The sequence below is a fragment of the Streptomyces sp. MspMP-M5 genome (assembly GCF_000373585.1).
GTDB lineage: Bacteria > Actinomycetota > Actinomycetes > Streptomycetales > Streptomycetaceae > Streptomyces.
Map to the genome: position 1 here is coordinate 246327 of NZ_KB891885.1, position 14133 is coordinate 260459.

Annotated in this window: 24 protein-coding genes; all 24 read right to left on the minus strand. The window is 66.2% G+C overall.

The window, feature by feature from the left end; genetic code table 11:
• Positions 1–20: 20 nt before the first annotated feature.
• Entirely contained in the window at positions 21–476 is a 456-nt protein-coding gene (rplO, locus tag B073_RS0114110; protein ID WP_018538745.1) for a 50S ribosomal protein L15, read from the minus strand.
• A 1-nt stretch (position 477) separates the two neighbouring features.
• On the minus strand, positions 478–660 hold the full coding sequence (gene rpmD, locus B073_RS0114115; RefSeq protein WP_018538746.1) for a 50S ribosomal protein L30: 183 nt from the start codon (positions 658–660) through the stop codon (positions 478–480).
• On the minus strand, positions 660–1262 hold the full coding sequence (gene rpsE / locus B073_RS0114120; protein WP_018538747.1) for a 30S ribosomal protein S5: 603 nt from the start codon (positions 1260–1262) through the stop codon (positions 660–662). Before rpsE ends, rpmD begins: the two co-directional genes overlap by 1 nt.
• Positions 1263–1308: 46 nt before the next feature.
• Positions 1309–1692 (minus strand): 50S ribosomal protein L18, encoded by a 384-nt coding sequence (gene rplR / locus B073_RS0114125; protein WP_018538748.1) that lies wholly within the window; start codon positions 1690–1692, stop codon positions 1309–1311.
• Positions 1693–1695: 3 nt separating this feature from the next.
• Entirely contained in the window at positions 1696–2235 is a 540-nt protein-coding gene (gene rplF, locus B073_RS0114130; RefSeq protein ID WP_018538749.1) for a 50S ribosomal protein L6, read from the minus strand.
• A 21-nt stretch (positions 2236–2256) separates the two neighbouring features.
• Complete coding sequence (gene rpsH, locus B073_RS0114135; protein WP_018538750.1) at positions 2257–2655, minus strand: 30S ribosomal protein S8; 399 nt, start codon at positions 2653–2655, stop codon at positions 2257–2259.
• A gap of 239 nt (positions 2656–2894) precedes the next feature.
• The gene (locus B073_RS0114140; RefSeq protein ID WP_003956452.1) at positions 2895–3080 is read right to left on the minus strand and encodes a type Z 30S ribosomal protein S14; all 186 of its coding nucleotides are present in this window, start codon (positions 3078–3080) and stop codon (positions 2895–2897) included.
• Positions 3081–3085: 5 nt separating this feature from the next.
• Positions 3086–3646: a 50S ribosomal protein L5 gene (gene rplE / locus B073_RS0114145; RefSeq protein WP_018538751.1), complete on the minus strand. Its 561-nt coding sequence runs from the start codon at positions 3644–3646 to the stop codon at positions 3086–3088.
• Positions 3646–3969, minus strand: coding sequence for a 50S ribosomal protein L24 (gene rplX, locus B073_RS0114150; protein ID WP_018538752.1), 324 nt, complete (start codon positions 3967–3969; stop codon positions 3646–3648). Before rplX ends, rplE begins: the two co-directional genes overlap by 1 nt.
• A gap of 3 nt (positions 3970–3972) precedes the next feature.
• Complete coding sequence (gene rplN, locus B073_RS0114155; RefSeq protein WP_003998823.1) at positions 3973–4341, minus strand: 50S ribosomal protein L14; 369 nt, start codon at positions 4339–4341, stop codon at positions 3973–3975.
• A 113-nt stretch (positions 4342–4454) separates the two neighbouring features.
• Complete coding sequence (rpsQ, locus tag B073_RS0114160) at positions 4455–4736, minus strand: 30S ribosomal protein S17 (protein WP_006604882.1); 282 nt, start codon at positions 4734–4736, stop codon at positions 4455–4457.
• The gene (gene rpmC / locus B073_RS0114165; RefSeq protein WP_004950453.1) at positions 4736–4960 is read right to left on the minus strand and encodes a 50S ribosomal protein L29; all 225 of its coding nucleotides are present in this window, start codon (positions 4958–4960) and stop codon (positions 4736–4738) included. The genes rpsQ and rpmC overlap by 1 nt, the downstream gene beginning before the upstream one ends.
• On the minus strand, positions 4960–5379 hold the full coding sequence (gene rplP, locus B073_RS0114170) for a 50S ribosomal protein L16 (protein ID WP_016571059.1): 420 nt from the start codon (positions 5377–5379) through the stop codon (positions 4960–4962). Before rplP ends, rpmC begins: the two co-directional genes overlap by 1 nt.
• Before the next feature lie 5 nt (positions 5380–5384).
• Entirely contained in the window at positions 5385–6209 is an 825-nt protein-coding gene (rpsC, locus tag B073_RS0114175; protein ID WP_018538753.1) for a 30S ribosomal protein S3, read from the minus strand.
• Entirely contained in the window at positions 6209–6556 is a 348-nt protein-coding gene (gene rplV / locus B073_RS0114180) for a 50S ribosomal protein L22 (protein WP_018538754.1), read from the minus strand. The genes rpsC and rplV overlap by 1 nt, the downstream gene beginning before the upstream one ends.
• A gap of 44 nt (positions 6557–6600) precedes the next feature.
• Entirely contained in the window at positions 6601–6882 is a 282-nt protein-coding gene (rpsS, locus tag B073_RS0114185; protein WP_004571826.1) for a 30S ribosomal protein S19, read from the minus strand.
• 12 nt (positions 6883–6894) lie between these two features.
• A complete protein-coding gene (rplB, locus tag B073_RS0114190; RefSeq protein ID WP_018538755.1) occupies positions 6895–7731 on the minus strand; it encodes a 50S ribosomal protein L2 in 837 nt (278 codons plus the stop codon).
• A gap of 40 nt (positions 7732–7771) precedes the next feature.
• Entirely contained in the window at positions 7772–8095 is a 324-nt protein-coding gene (gene rplW, locus B073_RS0114195) for a 50S ribosomal protein L23 (protein ID WP_018538756.1), read from the minus strand.
• Positions 8095–8745 carry a 50S ribosomal protein L4 gene (gene rplD / locus B073_RS0114200; RefSeq protein ID WP_018538757.1) on the minus strand — a complete coding sequence of 217 codons (651 nt, stop codon included), beginning with the start codon at positions 8743–8745 and terminating at the stop codon, positions 8095–8097. Before rplD ends, rplW begins: the two co-directional genes overlap by 1 nt.
• Before the next feature lie 8 nt (positions 8746–8753).
• Positions 8754–9398 carry a 50S ribosomal protein L3 gene (gene rplC, locus B073_RS0114205; RefSeq protein ID WP_018538758.1) on the minus strand — a complete coding sequence of 215 codons (645 nt, stop codon included), beginning with the start codon at positions 9396–9398 and terminating at the stop codon, positions 8754–8756.
• 17 nt (positions 9399–9415) lie between these two features.
• The gene (gene rpsJ / locus B073_RS0114210; protein ID WP_003948644.1) at positions 9416–9724 is read right to left on the minus strand and encodes a 30S ribosomal protein S10; all 309 of its coding nucleotides are present in this window, start codon (positions 9722–9724) and stop codon (positions 9416–9418) included.
• 426 nt (positions 9725–10150) lie between these two features.
• Positions 10151–11344: an elongation factor Tu gene (tuf, locus tag B073_RS0114215; protein WP_018538759.1), complete on the minus strand. Its 1194-nt coding sequence runs from the start codon at positions 11342–11344 to the stop codon at positions 10151–10153.
• A 157-nt stretch (positions 11345–11501) separates the two neighbouring features.
• On the minus strand, positions 11502–13622 hold the full coding sequence (gene fusA, locus B073_RS0114220; protein ID WP_018538760.1) for an elongation factor G: 2121 nt from the start codon (positions 13620–13622) through the stop codon (positions 11502–11504).
• 39 nt (positions 13623–13661) lie between these two features.
• Entirely contained in the window at positions 13662–14132 is a 471-nt protein-coding gene (gene rpsG, locus B073_RS0114225; protein ID WP_018538761.1) for a 30S ribosomal protein S7, read from the minus strand.
• Between the last annotated feature and the right edge of the window lies 1 nt (position 14133).

Consider the following 14133-nt stretch of genomic DNA (forward strand, 5'->3'; position numbering starts at 1 on the left):
GGTCAGTTGAACCAACGAACTCAGATGAGCTCGGTGACCGTGCCGCCGGCGGCGGCGATCTTCTCCTTGGCGGAGGCGGAAACGGCGTCAACCGAAACCTGCACCGCCACGGAGATCTCGCCCTGGCCCAGGACCTTGACGAGCTCGTTCTTGCGCACCGCGCCCTTGGCGACCAGGTCGGCCACCGTGACCTCGCCACCCTGCGGGTAGAGCGCGGCCAGCTTCTCCAGGTTCACGACCTGGAACTGCTTGTGGGCGGGGTTCTTGAAGCCCTTCAGCTTCGGGAGGCGCATGTGGAGGGGCATCTGCCCACCCTCGAAGCGCTCCGGAACCTGGTAACGGGCCTTGGTGCCCTTGGTACCACGACCAGCGGTCTTACCCTTGGACGCCTCACCACGACCGACACGGGTCTTGGCGGTCTTGGCGCCCGGGGCGGGCCGGAGGTTGTGGACCTTCAGCGGGTTGCTCTCCGCCATGTCAGTCGACCTCCTTGACCGACACGAGGTGGCGGACGGTGTGCACCATGCCGCGGTACTCGGGGCGGTCGTCCTTGACAACCACGTCGTTGATCCGCTTGAGACCAAGCGAGCGCAGCGTGTCGCGGTGGTTCTGCTTGCTGCCGATCAGGGACTTGACCTGCGTGATTTCGAGGCGAGCCATTACGCACTCACCCCTGCACGGGCCCGCAGCAGAGCGGCGGGGGCCACGTCCTCCAGCGGCAGGCCACGACGGGCGGCGATCTCCTCGGGCCGCTGCAGGCCCTTGAGCGCCTCCACCGTGGCGTGCACGATGTTGATCGGGTTGGACGAGCCGAGCGACTTGCTCAGCACGTCGTGGATGCCCGCGCACTCCAGGACGGCGCGCACCGGGCCACCGGCGATCACACCGGTACCGGGGGAAGCCGGCTTGAGCAGGACGACGCCCGCAGCCTTCTCGCCCTGGATCGGGTGCGGGACGGTACCGGCGATACGGGGGACCTTGAAGAAGTTCTTCTTGGCCTCTTCCACGCCCTTGGCGATGGCAGCCGGAACTTCCTTGGCCTTGCCGTAACCGACACCTACGGTGCCGTCACCGTCGCCCACCACGACGAGCGCGGTGAAGCTGAAGCGACGACCACCCTTGACAACCTTGGCGACGCGGTTGATCGCGACAACGCGCTCAACGTACGCGGTCTTCTCGGCGGCAGCGCCACCGTCGCGACCCTTCCGGTCCCGCCGCTCGCCGCCACCGGCACCGCTTCCGCGGCGCTGGGGTCCAGCCATTGGATTTACCTCTCTCTGTTACGTCCGCTAGCTCCGGAACCGGGGCTTAGAACTTCAGCCCGGCTTCGCGGGCGGCGTCGGCCAGAGCGGCAATCCGCCCGGCGTACTGCTTGCCACCGCGGTCGAACACGACGGCCTCGACACCGGCGGCCTTGGCACGCTCGGCGACCAGGGCGCCAACCTTCTGAGCCTGGGCGCTCTTGTCGCCCTCGCCACCACGGATCGACGCGTCCAGGGTCGACGCCGAGGCCAGGGTGTGACCCTGGACGTCGTCGATGACCTGGGCGAAGATGCCGCGGTTGGACCGCGTCACGACCAGACGCGGACGCTCCGAAGTACCCGAAATCCGCTTGCGGATGCGGATGTGGCGACGCTTGGCGGCAGCGCGCTTGTAGGCGTTGCCCTTAGCGATCTTCACACCGTATGCCATGGCTTACTTACCCGCCTTTCCGACCTTGCGGCGGATGACTTCGCCCTCGTACTTGACGCCCTTGGCCTTGTACGGGTCGGGCTTCCGCAGCTTGCGGATGTTCGCGGCGACCTCGCCGACCTTCTGCTTGTCGATGCCCTCGACGCTGAACTTCGTCGGCGACTCGACCTTGAACGAGATGCCCTCGGGGGCCTCGATCAGGATCGGGTGGCTGTAGCCCAGGGAGAACTCCAGGTTGGAACCCTTGGCCTGGACGCGGTAACCAACACCGCTGATCTCGAGCTTCTTCACGTAGCCCTGGGTCACGCCGGTGATCATGTTCGCCACCAGCGTGCGGGACAGGCCGTGCAGGGCCTTGTTCTGACGCTCGTCGTTCGGACGGGAGACGGCGATGACGCCGTCCTCACCCTTGGCGACCTCGATGGGCGCCGCGACGGTGTGCGAAAGGGAACCCTTGGGGCCCTTCACGTTGACCGTGCGGCCCTCGATGGTGACGTCCACACCAGCGGGAACCTGGATGGGCAGCTTGCCAATGCGCGACATTAGCTATTCCTCCGTTCCCGATTACCAGACGTAGGCGAGGACTTCCCCACCCACGCCCTTCTTGCTGGCCTGCTGGCCGGTCAGGAGACCGTGGGACGTGGAGATGATCGCCACGCCCAGGCCGCCGAGGACCTTCGGCAGGTTGGTGGACTTTGCGTAGACCCGCAGACCCGGCTTCGAGATCCGCTTGATGCCGGCGATCGAGCGCTCGCGGTTCGGCCCGAACTTCAGCTCGAGGACGAGGTTCTTGCCGACCTCGGCGTCCTCGACGCGCCAGCCGGTGATGTAACCCTCCTGCTGGAGGATCTCCGCGATGTGCGACTTGATCTTGCTGTGCGGCATCGTCACGGTGTCGTGGTACGCCGAGTTCGCGTTCCGCAGACGGGTCAGCATGTCTGCGATGGGATCAGTCATGGTCATGAATTGGCCTTCGGCCTCTCTCGCCGGGGTTTCCTATCTGCGCCATCCCTCTCCCCGATCTCGGTCGGGACGGGTGCGGCGCGGGGACCTACGGCGTAGTAAGCGACGTTATGCGGGTGGTACCCGCGGTCGGTCTCGGGCGGCGGGGCGCCCAAACCCTTCCAGCGTACGGGAAGTGGGTCCGGGCGCCTGCCGGCCGAATGCTTACCGAGAGCCTCCGGTAATACCCAACTAGGGGATTACCAGGAGCTCTTGGTCACGCCCGGCAGCTCGCCACGGTGAGCCATCTCACGAAGGCACACGCGGCAGAGGCCGAACTTGCGGTACACGGAGTGCGGGCGGCCGCAGCGCTGGCAGCGGGTGTACGCGCGCACACCGAACTTCGGCTTGCGAGCAGCCTTGGCAATCAGAGCCTTCTTCGCCATCTCGCTCACGCCTCCTTGAACGGGAAGCCGAGGTGACGAAGCAGGGCGCGGCCCTCGTCGTCGTTGGTCGCCGTGGTCACCACGGTGATGTCCATACCCCGGGTACGGTCGATCTTGTCCTGGTCGATCTCGTGGAACATGACCTGCTCGGTGAGACCGAAGGTGTAGTTGCCCCGACCGTCGAACTGCTTCGGGGACAGACCACGGAAGTCGCGGATGCGCGGGAGCGCGAGCGACAGCAGGCGGTCCAGGAACTCCCACATGCGGTCACCGCGGAGGGTGACGTGGGCACCGATCGGCTGGCCCTCACGCAGCTTGAACTGCGCGATGGACTTACGGGCCTTGGTGACGGCCGGCTTCTGACCGGTGATCGTGGTGAGGTCGCGCACGGCGCCCTCGATCAGCTTGGAGTCGCGGGCGGCGTCGCCCACACCCATGTTGACCACGATCTTGACGAGGCCGGGGATCTGCATGACGTTCTCGTACGAGAACTCGTCCTTCAGCTTGCCGGCGATCTCTTCGCGGTAGCGCGTCTTCAGACGCGGCGCGTTGGTGGTGGCAGTCATCAGATGTCCTCACCGGTCCGCTTGGCAACGCGGATCTTGTTGCCCTCGTCGTCGAAGCGGTACCCGACGCGGGTGACGACCTTCTTGCCGTCCTTCTCCACGACCAGCTGAACGTTGCTGACGTGGATGGGGGCCTCGGTCGTCACGATGCCGCCGGTCTGCGCTCCACGAGCGGTCTGTCCGGCCTTGGTGTGCTTCTTGACCCGGTTGACACCCTCGACCAGGACGCGGTCCTCGCGGGGGTAGGCCGCGATGACCTTGCCCTGCTTGCCCTTGTCCTTACCGGTGATGACCTGGACCAGGTCGCCCTTCTTGATCTTCATCGGTTACAGCACCTCCGGCGCGAGCGAGATGATCTTCATGAACTTCTTCTCGCGCAGCTCACGGCCCACGGGGCCGAAGATACGGGTGCCGCGGGGGTCGCCATCGTTCTTGAGGATGACGGCCGCGTTCTCGTCGAAGCGGATGTACGAGCCGTCCGGACGGCGGCGCTCCTTGACGGTGCGAACGATGACGGCCTTGACGACGTCACCCTTCTTCACGTTGCCACCGGGGATCGCGTCCTTGACGGTGGCGACGATGACGTCACCGATGCCCGCGTAGCGGCGACCGGAACCACCGAGAACACGGATGCAAAGGATCTCCTTCGCACCAGTGTTGTCGGCGACCCGCAGTCGCGACTCCTGCTGGATCACGTCTATCTCCTGAATGTCTGCCGGTTCCCGGCAGGGGCCTCGCGTCCCTTACGGGACGTCAGCCCCTGCCGAGCCTGGCGGAACTGTTCCTGGGGGGTCCCCCCAGGAGGGATTTACTTGGCCTTCTCGAGGATCTCGACGATGCGCCAGCGCTTGGTGGCGGACAGCGGCCGGGTCTCCATCAGGAGGACGCGGTCGCCGACACCGGCAGCGTTCTGCTCGTCGTGCGCCTTGAGCTTGTTGGTACGGCGGATGACCTTGCCGTACAGCGCGTGCTTGACGCGGTCCTCGACGGCGACGACGACGGTCTTGTCCATCTTGTCGCTGACGACCAGACCCTCACGGGTCTTGCGGAAACCGCGCTCGTTCGTCTCAGTCACATTCTTCTCGCTCATCAGGCGCTCTCCACCGTCTCGATGCCGAGCTCGCGCTCCCGCATCAGGGTGTAGATCCGGGCGATGTCCTTCCGGACGGCCTTCAGCCGGCCGTGGTTCTCGAGCTGTCCGGTCGCCGCCTGGAAGCGGAGGTTGAACAGCTCCTCCTTGGCCTCACGAAGCTTGGCAACGAGGTCCTCGTTGTTCAGCTCGCGCAGCTCGGTCGCCTTGGTACCGGCCGCCATCACGACTCACCTGCCTCGCGCCGCACGATGCGGCACTTCATCGGAAGCTTGTGGGCGGCGCGGGTCAGCGCCTCCTTGGCAACCTTTTCGTTCGGGAAAGACAGCTCGAACATCACCCGACCGGGCTTGACGTTCGCGATCCACCACTCCGGCGAACCCTTACCGGAACCCATGCGGGTCTCGGCCGGCTTCTTCGTCAGCGGACGGTCCGGGTAGATGTTGATCCACACCTTGCCGCCACGCTTGATGTGACGGGTCATGGCGATACGAGCGGACTCGATCTGCCGGTTCGTCACGTAGGCCGCGGTCACGGCCTGAATGCCGTACTCACCGAAGGCCAGCTCGGTACCGCCCTTGGCCATACCGTTCCGCTTCGGGTGGTGCTGCTTGCGGTGCTTGACCCTGCGAGGGATCAGCATGTCGGTCAGCCCTCCGTTCCAGGGTTCTCCGCCGGAGCAGCGGCAGCGGCCTCGGCCTTGGGGGCCTCGGCGGCGGGAGCCTGCTGCTGCGGCTTGCGGCCGCGACCGCCACGCTCGCCACCGCGGCGCGGGCGCTCGGCGCCACCACCGCGGGCCGGGCGGTTACCCGCACGGGCGGCGGCGTTCTCGGCACGCACCTCGGCGATGTTCTTCACGTCGCCCTTGTAGATCCAGACCTTCACGCCGATCCGGCCGAAGGTGGTCTTGGCCTCGAAGAAGCCGTAGTCGACGTTCGCGCGGAGCGTGTGCAGGGGCACACGGCCCTCGCGGTAGAACTCCGAGCGGGACATCTCGGCGCCGCCGAGACGGCCACCACACTGGATCTTGATGCCCTTGGCGCCGGCCTTCATCGTCGACTGCATGCTCTTGCGCATGGCGCGACGGAAGGAGACGCGGGAGGACAGCTGCTCGGCGACGGCCTGGGCCACGAGCTGAGCATCGGTCTCGGGGTTCTTGACCTCGAGGATGTTCAGCTGGACCTGCTTGCCGGTCAGCTTCTCCAGCTCACCGCGGATGCGGTCGGCCTCGGCGCCGCGGCGGCCGATGACGATGCCCGGGCGAGCGGTGTGGATGTCAACGCGGACGCGCTCACGGGTGCGCTCGATCTCCACCTTGGAGATACCGGCGCGCTCCATGCCCTTCGTCATCATGCGACGAATGGCGACGTCTTCCTTGACGTAGTCCTTGTACAGCTTGTCGGCGTACCAGCGGGACTTGAAGTCCGTGGTCACACCGAGCCGGAACCCGTGCGGGTTTACCTTCTGGCCCATTACCGGGTTCCTTCCTTGCTGCTGACGACCACGGTGATGTGGCTGGTCCGCTTGCGGATCCGGTAGGCACGGCCCTGGGCGCGCGGACGGAACCGCTTCAGGGTCGGGCCCTCGTCCACGTACGCCTCGCTGACGAACAGCGTGGAGGAGTCCGTGTGGTCGTAGTTGTGCGCGGCGTTGGCAATGGCGCTGTCCAGCACCTTGCCCACCGGCACGCTCGCGGCCTGCGGGGCGAAACGCAGGACCGCCTGAGCCTCCGTGGCATCCATGCCACGGATAAGGTCCACCACGCGGCGGGCCTTCATGGGCGTGACGCGGATGTACCGCGCCTGGGCCCTGGCTTCCATGGTTGTCCCTTCGGTGTCAGTCATAGTCTTCGCACTCCGGTCGATCAGCGACGACGCGACTTGCGGTCGTCCTTCTCGTGGCCACGGAAGGTGCGGGTCGGCGCAAACTCGCCGAGCTTGTGGCCGACCATCGACTCGGTGACGAACACCGGGACGTGCTTGCGGCCGTCGTGCACCGCGATCGTGTGGCCGAGCATGGCCGGGACGATCATCGAGCGGCGGGACCAGGTCTTGATGACGTTCTTGGTGCCGGCTTCGTTCTGGACATCCACCTTCTTGGCGAGGTGGTCGTCGACGAAGGGCCCCTTCTTGAGACTGCGCGGCATCTAAACCCGCTCCTAGCGCTTCTTGTTCGTCTTGCGGCGGCGGACGATGTACTTGTTGCTGGCCTTCTTCGGCGAGCGAGTACGACCCTCCTTCTTGCCCCAGGGCGAGACCGGGTGGCGACCACCGGAGGTCTTGCCCTCACCACCACCGTGCGGGTGGTCGACCGGGTTCATCACGACACCACGCACGGTCGGGCGGACGCCCTTCCAGCGCATGCGGCCGGCCTTGCCCCAGTTGATGTTCGACTGCTCGGCGTTGCCGACCTCGCCGACAGTGGCGCGGCAGCGGACGTCGACCAGGCGGATCTCGCCGGACGGCATACGCAGGTGGGCCATGGAGCCCTCCCGCGCCAGCAGCTGCACGGAGGCACCCGCGGAGCGGGCGAACTTCGCGCCGCCGCCGGGCCGCAGCTCGATGGCGTGGATGGTCGTACCGACCGGGATGTTGCGCAGCGGCAGGTTGTTGCCCGGCTTGATGTCGGCGCCAGCGCCGTTCTCGATCCGGTCACCCTGCTTCAGGCCGCGCGGGGCGATGATGTAGCGCTTCTCGCCGTCCGCGTAGTGCAGGAGCGCGATGCGCGCGGTGCGGTTGGGGTCGTACTCGATGTGCGCGACCTTGGCCGGCACGCCGTCCTTGTCGTGACGACGGAAGTCGATCACTCGGTAGGCGCGCTTGTGGCCACCGCCCTGGTGGCGAACGGTCACACGACCGGCGTTGTTACGGCCGCCCTTGCTGTGCAGCGGGCGGACCAGCGACTTCTCCGGCGTGGACCGCGTGATCTCGACAAAGTCGGCGACGCTGGAGCCACGACGGCCCGGGGTCGTCGGCTTGTACTTGCGGATACCCATTTCTCAGTCCTCGTCCGATTTCGGACGATCCGGACCGCCGTCAGGCGGTCGGACCGCCGAAGATGTCGATACGGTCGCCCTCGGCGAGGGTCACGATGGCACGCTTGGTGTTGGCGCGCTTACCGAAACCGGTGCGGGTGCGCTTGCGCTTGCCCTGCCGGTTGATCGTGTTGACCCCGGTGACCTTGACCGAGAAGACCGCCTCGACGGCCTGCTTGATCTGGGTCTTGTTCGCGCCGGGCGCGACGATGAACGTGTACTTGTTCTCGTCCAGCAGCGCGTAGCTCTTCTCGGAAACAACCGGCTTGACGAGGACGTCACGCGGGTCCGTGAAGGTCTTGCTGGTGACGACGGCCTCAGTCATCAGGCGTCGCTCCCTTCGGTCTCAACGGCCTTGGGGCCAGACACGAAGGACTCGAAGGCGGCCTTGGTGAAGACCACGTCGTCGGAGACGAGCACGTCGTACGTGTTCAGCTGGCCCGGCTCCAGGATGTGCACCTGGGGCAGGTTACGGGCGGACAGCCACGCGGCCTCGTCGGAGCGCTCGGCGACCAGCAGGACGTTCTTACGGTCGCTGATCTTGCCGAGCAGGCCCTTGGCGGCCTTGGTGGACACCGCGCCGTCGACCACGCCGGAGACGACGTGGATACGGCTGTGGCGGGCCCGGTCGGTGAGGGCACCGCGCAGCGCGGCGGCCTTCATCTTCTTCGGGGTCCGCTGGCTGTAGTCACGCGGCACGGGGCCGTGGACGACGCCACCGCCGGCGAACTGCGGCGCACGGGTCGAACCCTGGCGCGCGCGGCCGGTGCCCTTCTGGCGGTAAGGCTTCTTGCCACCGCCGCGGACCTCGCCGCGGGTCTTGGTCTTGTGCGTGCCCTGACGGGCAGCGGCCAGCTGCGCGACGACGACCTGGTGGATCAGCGGAACGCTGACCTTCGCGTCGAAGATCTCCGCGGGGAGCTCGACGGACCCGGCCTTGTCGCCAGCCGGCGAAAGGATGTCAATGGTGCTCATCGGTTACCTCAGGCCCCCTTGGCCGCGGTACGGACCAGGACGAGGCCGCCGTTCGGACCAGGAACTGCGCCCTTGATGAGCAGCAGACCCTTCTCCGCGTCAACGGCGTGGACGGTCAGGTTCTGGGTGGTGACCCGCTCATTGCCCATACGGCCGGCCATCCGCATGCCCTTGAACACGCGGCCCGGGGTGGCGCAGCCACCGATGGAGCCCGGCTTGCGGTGCACGCGGTGGGCACCGTGCGAAGCCTTGCCACCGCCGAAGCCGTGACGCTTCATGACACCGGCGAAGCCCTTGCCCTTGCTCTTGCCGGTCACGTCCACCTTCACGCCCGCCTCGAAGACGTCGGCGCTCAGCTCCTGGCCGAGGGTGTACTCGCTCGCGTCGGCGGTACGGACCTCGACGAGGTGGCGACGGGGGGTGACGTCGGCCTTCGCGAAGTGGCCCTTGAGGGGCTTGTTCACCTTGCGCGGGTCGATCTCGCCGAAGGCGATCTGGACGGAGTCGTAGCCGTCCTGGTCATTGGTGCGCACCTGGGTCACGACGCAGGGCCCGGCCTTGACGACGGTGACCGGAACAACACGGTTGTTCTCGTCCCACACCTGCGTCATGCCGAGCTTCTCGCCCAGGAGCCCCTTGATCTGCTTAGCCATTCTCAGATCACCGGCCCTCAGAGCTTGATCTCGATGTCGACACCGGCCGGGAGGTCGAGTCGCATCAGGGAGTCAACGGTCTTCGGCGTCGGGTCGAGAATGTCGATCAGGCGCTTGTGCGTGCGCATCTCGAAGTGCTCGCGCGAGTCCTTGTACTTGTGCGGCGACTTGATGACGCAGTACACGTTCTTCTCAGTGGGCAGCGGCACCGGGCCCGCGACCGACGCACCAGTACGGGTCACCGTCTCGACGATCTTCTTCGCCGAGGAGTCGATGACCTCGTGGTCGTAGGCCTTGAGCCGGATGCGGATCTTCTGTCCCGCCATGGCTACTTCGTAGTCCTGTCTCTCGTAACGCTCTGGGACCCGGTGAGGCCACTGCTCTTCTCCGACCCACGCGGTCGGGCGTGTCGCGCTCCTTCTCGTAAATCTCCGCAGGAGAGATCCCTCGAGGAGGAGAACGTGGGGGAAGACCACCCACCGGGCGCCTGGCCGAGGCACCCCGCTGACACTTCCCGGAAGATTCCCGTACTTCCGCCCCTGAGAAGAGGCGACGAATACCTGGGACTCGCTTCCGGTCCCCCCGGCGGGAGGCGCGCAGCATCGGCACTCAACCGAGCAACCTGGACAGTGTGCCATACCCGGGATGCGTAAGGCCAATCGGGCCCCAGCTGTCAAGAAGCCCCGCCCACCTGGCGGTGAGCGGGGCCTCTCAGATGCTCCGGGGAGCTACCGGGTCGACCGGATCAGCAATTACTTGTTGATCTTGGTGACCTGGCCGGCGCCGACGGTCCGGCCACCCTCACGGATGGCGAACTTCAGGCCCTCCTCCATGGCGACCGGCTGGATCAGCTGGACGGACATCTCGGTGTTGTCGCCCGGCATGACCATCTCGGTGCCCTCGGGGAGGGTCACAACACCGGTCACGTCAGTCGTACGGAAGTAGAACTGCGGACGGTAGTTGTTGAAGAACGGCGTGTGGCGGCCACCCTCGTCCTTGGACAGGATGTAGGCCTGCGCCTCGAACTCGGTGTGCGGGGTGACCGAGCCCGGCTTGATGATGACCTGGCCGCGCTCGACGTCCTCGCGCTTGATGCCGCGGAGCAGCAGACCGACGTTCTCACCGGCCTGGCCCTCGTCGAGCAGCTTGCGGAACATCTCGATACCGGTGACGGTGGTCGAGGTCTTCTCGTTCTTGATGCCGATGATGTCGACGGTCTCGTTGACCTTCAGGACACCACGCTCGATGCGGCCGGTGACGACGGTGCCACGACCGGTGATCGTGAAGACGTCCTCGATCGGCATCAGGAACGGCTTGTCGACGTCGCGCTCCGGCTGCGGGATCGACTCGTCGACGGCCTTCATCAGCTCGAGGACGGAGTTGCCCCACTCCTTGTCGCCCTCGAGGGCCTTCAGAGCGGAGACCTTGACGACCGGAACCTCGTCGCCGGGGAACTCGTACTCGTTGAGGAGCTCACGGACCTCGAGCTCGACGAGCTCCAGGATCTCCTCGTCGTCCACCATGTCGGCCTTGTTCAGGGCGACGACGATGTACGGAACGCCGACCTGGCGGGCCAGGAGCACGTGCTCCTTGGTCTGCGGCATCGGGCCGTCGGTGGCGGCGACCACCAGGATCGCGCCGTCCATCTGGGCGGCACCGGTGATCATGTTCTTGATGTAGTCCGCGTGACCGGGGCAGTCGACGTGGGCGTAGTGACGCGTCTCGGTCTGGTACTCGACGTGCGCGATGGAGATGGTGATACCGCGCTGGCGCTCCTCAGGAGCCTTGTCGATCTGGTCGAAGGCCGAGGCCTCGTTCAGGTCCGGGTACGCGTCGTGCAGCACCTTGGTAATGGCGGCCGTGAGGGTCGTCTTACCGTGGTCGATGTGACCGATGGTGCCGATGTTGACGTGCGGCTTAGTCCGCTCGAACTTCGCCTTCGCCACTGGGGTCCTCCTGTGGAGTGGTTCTGTACGCCTTACTCATCGGCGCCAGGTGATCTTTGCTGGATAGCCCGGGCCCGGGGGCGTTCCGCCACGGTTTGCGGTGGAACGCCCCGACAGGCACCGGAGTCAAGCCTAGAGCGTGAACTCGACGGGTGAGTTACTCGCCCTTGGCCTTCGCGATGATCTCCTCGGCGACGTTCCGGGGAACCTCGGCGTAGGAGTCGAACTGCATCGAGTAGCTCGCGCGACCCGACGTCTTGCTGCGGAGGTCTCCGACGTAGCCGAACATCTCCGAGAGCGGAACCAGGCCCGTGACGAGCTTGGCGCCGGCGCGGTCCTCCATGGACTGGATCTGTCCACGGCGGGAGTTGATGTCGCCGATCACGTCGCCCATGTAGTCCTCGGGCGTGGTGACCTCGACCTTCATCATCGGCTCGAGCAGGGCCGGGCTGGCCTTGCGGGCGGCCTCCTTGAAGGCCATCGAGCCGGCGATCTTGAACGCCATTTCCGACGAGTCGACCTCGTGGAAGGCGCCGTCGAGGAGCGTGACCTTGACACCGGTCAGCGGGTAACCGGCGAGCACACCGAACTCCATGGCCTCCTGGCAGCCCGCGTCCACGGACGGGATGTACTCCCGCGGGATGCGGCCACCGGTGACCTTGTTCTCGAACTCGTACCCGTCGCCCTCGAGCGGCTCGAGCGCGATCTGCACCTTCGCGAACTGGCCGGAACCACCAGTCTGCTTCTTGTGCGTGTAGTCGAGACGCTCGACCGGCTTGCGCAGGGTCTCGCGGTACGCGACCTGCGGCTTGCCGACGTTGGCCTCGACCCGGAACTCACGCTTCATACGGTCGACCAGCACGTCGAGGTGCAGCTCGCCCATACCCGCGATGATGGTCTGGCCGGTCTCCTCGTCGGTGTGCACCTGGAACGAGGGGTCCTCTTCGGCCAGGCGCTGGATGGCGACACCCAGCTTCTCCTGGTCGCCCTTGGACTTGGGCTCGATGGCGACCTGGATGACCGGGGCCGGGAACTCCATCGACTCCAGGATCACCGGGGCGCCCGCGTCGCAGAGGGTCTCACCGGTGGTGGTCTGCTTCAGACCCATGACGGCGACGATGTCGCCGGCACCCACCGAGTCGATCTCCTCACGCTTGTTCGCGTGCATCCGGTAGATCTTGCCGATGCGCTCCTTCTTGCCCTTCACCGAGTTCTGCACCTGCGAGCCGGCCTCAAGGCGACCCGAGTAGACGCGGATGAAGGTGAGCTTGCCCAGGTGGGGGTCGCTCGCAATCTTGAACGCCAGGGCGGACAGCGGCTCGTCCTCGGACGGCTTGCGCTTGACGACCTCGTCCGGGTTGCCGACCGCGTGGCCCTCGATGGCCTCGACGTCCAGCGGGGAGGGGAGGTAGCGCACGACCGCGTCGAGCAGGGGCTGCACGCCCTTGTTCTTGAACGCGGTACCGCAGAACACCGGGGTGACGGTGGTGACGTCGGCCTTGCCGGAGGCGATGGTGATACGACGGATCGCGGCGTAGAGCTGGTCCACGGTGGGCTCCTGGCCCTCCAGGTACAGCTCCATGATCTCTTCGTCGTTCTCGGCCACGGTCTCGAGGAGCTTGCCGCGCCATTCGTCGGCGGCCTCGATGTGGGTGTCCGGGATGTCGACGGTGTCGTACATCTCGCCCTTGGCGGCCTCGGCGGACCAGACCAGGGCCTTCATGCGGACCAGGTCCACGACGCCCTTGAAGTCGGCCTCGGTGCCGATCGGGAGCTGCATCACGATCGGGGTCGCGCCCAGGCGATCCGTGATCATGTCGACGCAGCGGTGGAACTCGGCACCCGTGCGGTCGAGCTTGTTGACGAAGCAGATGCGCGGCACGCCGTAGCGGTCCGCCTGACGCCAAACGGTCTCGGACTGGGGCTCGACACCGGCAACGCCGTCGAACACCGTCACCGCACCGTCGAGCACGCGCAGCGAACGCTCCACCTCGACGGTGAAGTCGACGTGGCCCGGGGTGTCGATGATGTTGATGGTGTTGTCGACGTTGTCCAGCGGCCAGTGGCAGGTCGTCGCGGCAGATGTGATCGTGATGCCGCGCTCCTGCTCCTGCTCCATCCAGTCCATCGTGGCAGCGCCGTCGTGGACTTCACCGATCTTGTACGAAACACCGGTGTAGAACAGGATCCGCTCGGTGGTGGTCGTCTTGCCCGCGTCGATGTGGGCCATGATCCCGATGTTGCGGACCTTGGCCAGGTCAAGCGAAGTGGTAGCCATAGTGGCTCAGTCTTCTCTCGGTCTCGATGTGGGTTGCGACTACCAGCGGTAGTGCGCGAAGGCCTTGTTGGACTCGGCCATCTTGTGCGTGTCCTCACGCTTCTTGACCGAAGCGCCGAGGCCGTTGGAGGCGTCGAGCAGTTCGTTCATGAGGCGCTCGGTCATGGTCTTCTCGCGGCGGGCGCGGGAGTAACCCACGAGCCAGCGGAGCGAGAGGGTGGCGGCGCGGCCGGGCTTGACCTCGACCGGGACCTGGTAGGTCGCACCACCGACACGGCGGGACTTGACCTCGAGGGTCGGCTTGATGTTCTCCAGCGCGCGCTTCAGCGTGATGACCGGGTCGGTGCCCGTCTTCTCACGCAGACCCTCCATGGCGCCGTAGACGATGCGCTCGGCGGTGGAGCGCTTGCCGTTCAGCAGCACCTTGTTGATGAGGGAGGTCACCAGGGGGGAGCCGTAAACCGGGTCGATGATGACCGGGCGCTTCGGGGCGGGGCCCTTACGAGGCATT

Excerpts from the sequence above, each read along its gene's own strand:
- rplO (WP_018538745.1), bottom strand. The coding sequence starts at position 476 with ATGGCGGAGAGCAACCCGCTGAAGGTCCACAACCTCCGGCCCGCCCCG.
- rpmD (WP_018538746.1), bottom strand. The coding sequence starts at position 660 with ATGGCTCGCCTCGAAATCACGCAGGTCAAGTCCCTGATCGGCAGCAAG.
- rpsE (WP_018538747.1), bottom strand. The coding sequence starts at position 1,262 with ATGGCTGGACCCCAGCGCCGCGGAAGCGGTGCCGGTGGCGGCGAGCGG.
- rplR (WP_018538748.1), bottom strand. The coding sequence starts at position 1,692 with ATGGCATACGGTGTGAAGATCGCTAAGGGCAACGCCTACAAGCGCGCT.
- rplF (WP_018538749.1), bottom strand. The coding sequence starts at position 2,235 with ATGTCGCGCATTGGCAAGCTGCCCATCCAGGTTCCCGCTGGTGTGGAC.
- rpsH (WP_018538750.1), bottom strand. The coding sequence starts at position 2,655 with ATGACCATGACTGATCCCATCGCAGACATGCTGACCCGTCTGCGGAAC.
- B073_RS0114140 (WP_003956452.1), bottom strand. The coding sequence starts at position 3,080 with ATGGCGAAGAAGGCTCTGATTGCCAAGGCTGCTCGCAAGCCGAAGTTC.
- rplE (WP_018538751.1), bottom strand. The coding sequence starts at position 3,646 with ATGACTGCCACCACCAACGCGCCGCGTCTGAAGACGCGCTACCGCGAA.
- rplX (WP_018538752.1), bottom strand. The coding sequence starts at position 3,969 with ATGAAGATCAAGAAGGGCGACCTGGTCCAGGTCATCACCGGTAAGGAC.
- rpsQ (WP_006604882.1), bottom strand. The coding sequence starts at position 4,736 with ATGAGCGAGAAGAATGTGACTGAGACGAACGAGCGCGGTTTCCGCAAG.
- rpmC (WP_004950453.1), bottom strand. The coding sequence starts at position 4,960 with ATGGCGGCCGGTACCAAGGCGACCGAGCTGCGCGAGCTGAACAACGAG.
- rplP (WP_016571059.1), bottom strand. The coding sequence starts at position 5,379 with ATGCTGATCCCTCGCAGGGTCAAGCACCGCAAGCAGCACCACCCGAAG.
- rpsC (WP_018538753.1), bottom strand. The coding sequence starts at position 6,209 with ATGGGCCAGAAGGTAAACCCGCACGGGTTCCGGCTCGGTGTGACCACG.
- rplV (WP_018538754.1), bottom strand. The coding sequence starts at position 6,556 with ATGGAAGCCAGGGCCCAGGCGCGGTACATCCGCGTCACGCCCATGAAG.
- rpsS (WP_004571826.1), bottom strand. The coding sequence starts at position 6,882 with ATGCCGCGCAGTCTCAAGAAGGGGCCCTTCGTCGACGACCACCTCGCC.
- rplB (WP_018538755.1), bottom strand. The coding sequence starts at position 7,731 with ATGGGTATCCGCAAGTACAAGCCGACGACCCCGGGCCGTCGTGGCTCC.
- rplW (WP_018538756.1), bottom strand. The coding sequence starts at position 8,095 with ATGACTGAGGCCGTCGTCACCAGCAAGACCTTCACGGACCCGCGTGAC.
- rplD (WP_018538757.1), bottom strand. The coding sequence starts at position 8,745 with ATGAGCACCATTGACATCCTTTCGCCGGCTGGCGACAAGGCCGGGTCC.
- rplC (WP_018538758.1), bottom strand. The coding sequence starts at position 9,398 with ATGGCTAAGCAGATCAAGGGGCTCCTGGGCGAGAAGCTCGGCATGACG.
- rpsJ (WP_003948644.1), bottom strand. The coding sequence starts at position 9,724 with ATGGCGGGACAGAAGATCCGCATCCGGCTCAAGGCCTACGACCACGAG.
- fusA (WP_018538760.1), bottom strand. The coding sequence starts at position 13,622 with ATGGCTACCACTTCGCTTGACCTGGCCAAGGTCCGCAACATCGGGATC.
- rpsG (WP_018538761.1), bottom strand. The coding sequence starts at position 14,132 with ATGCCTCGTAAGGGCCCCGCCCCGAAGCGCCCGGTCATCATCGACCCG.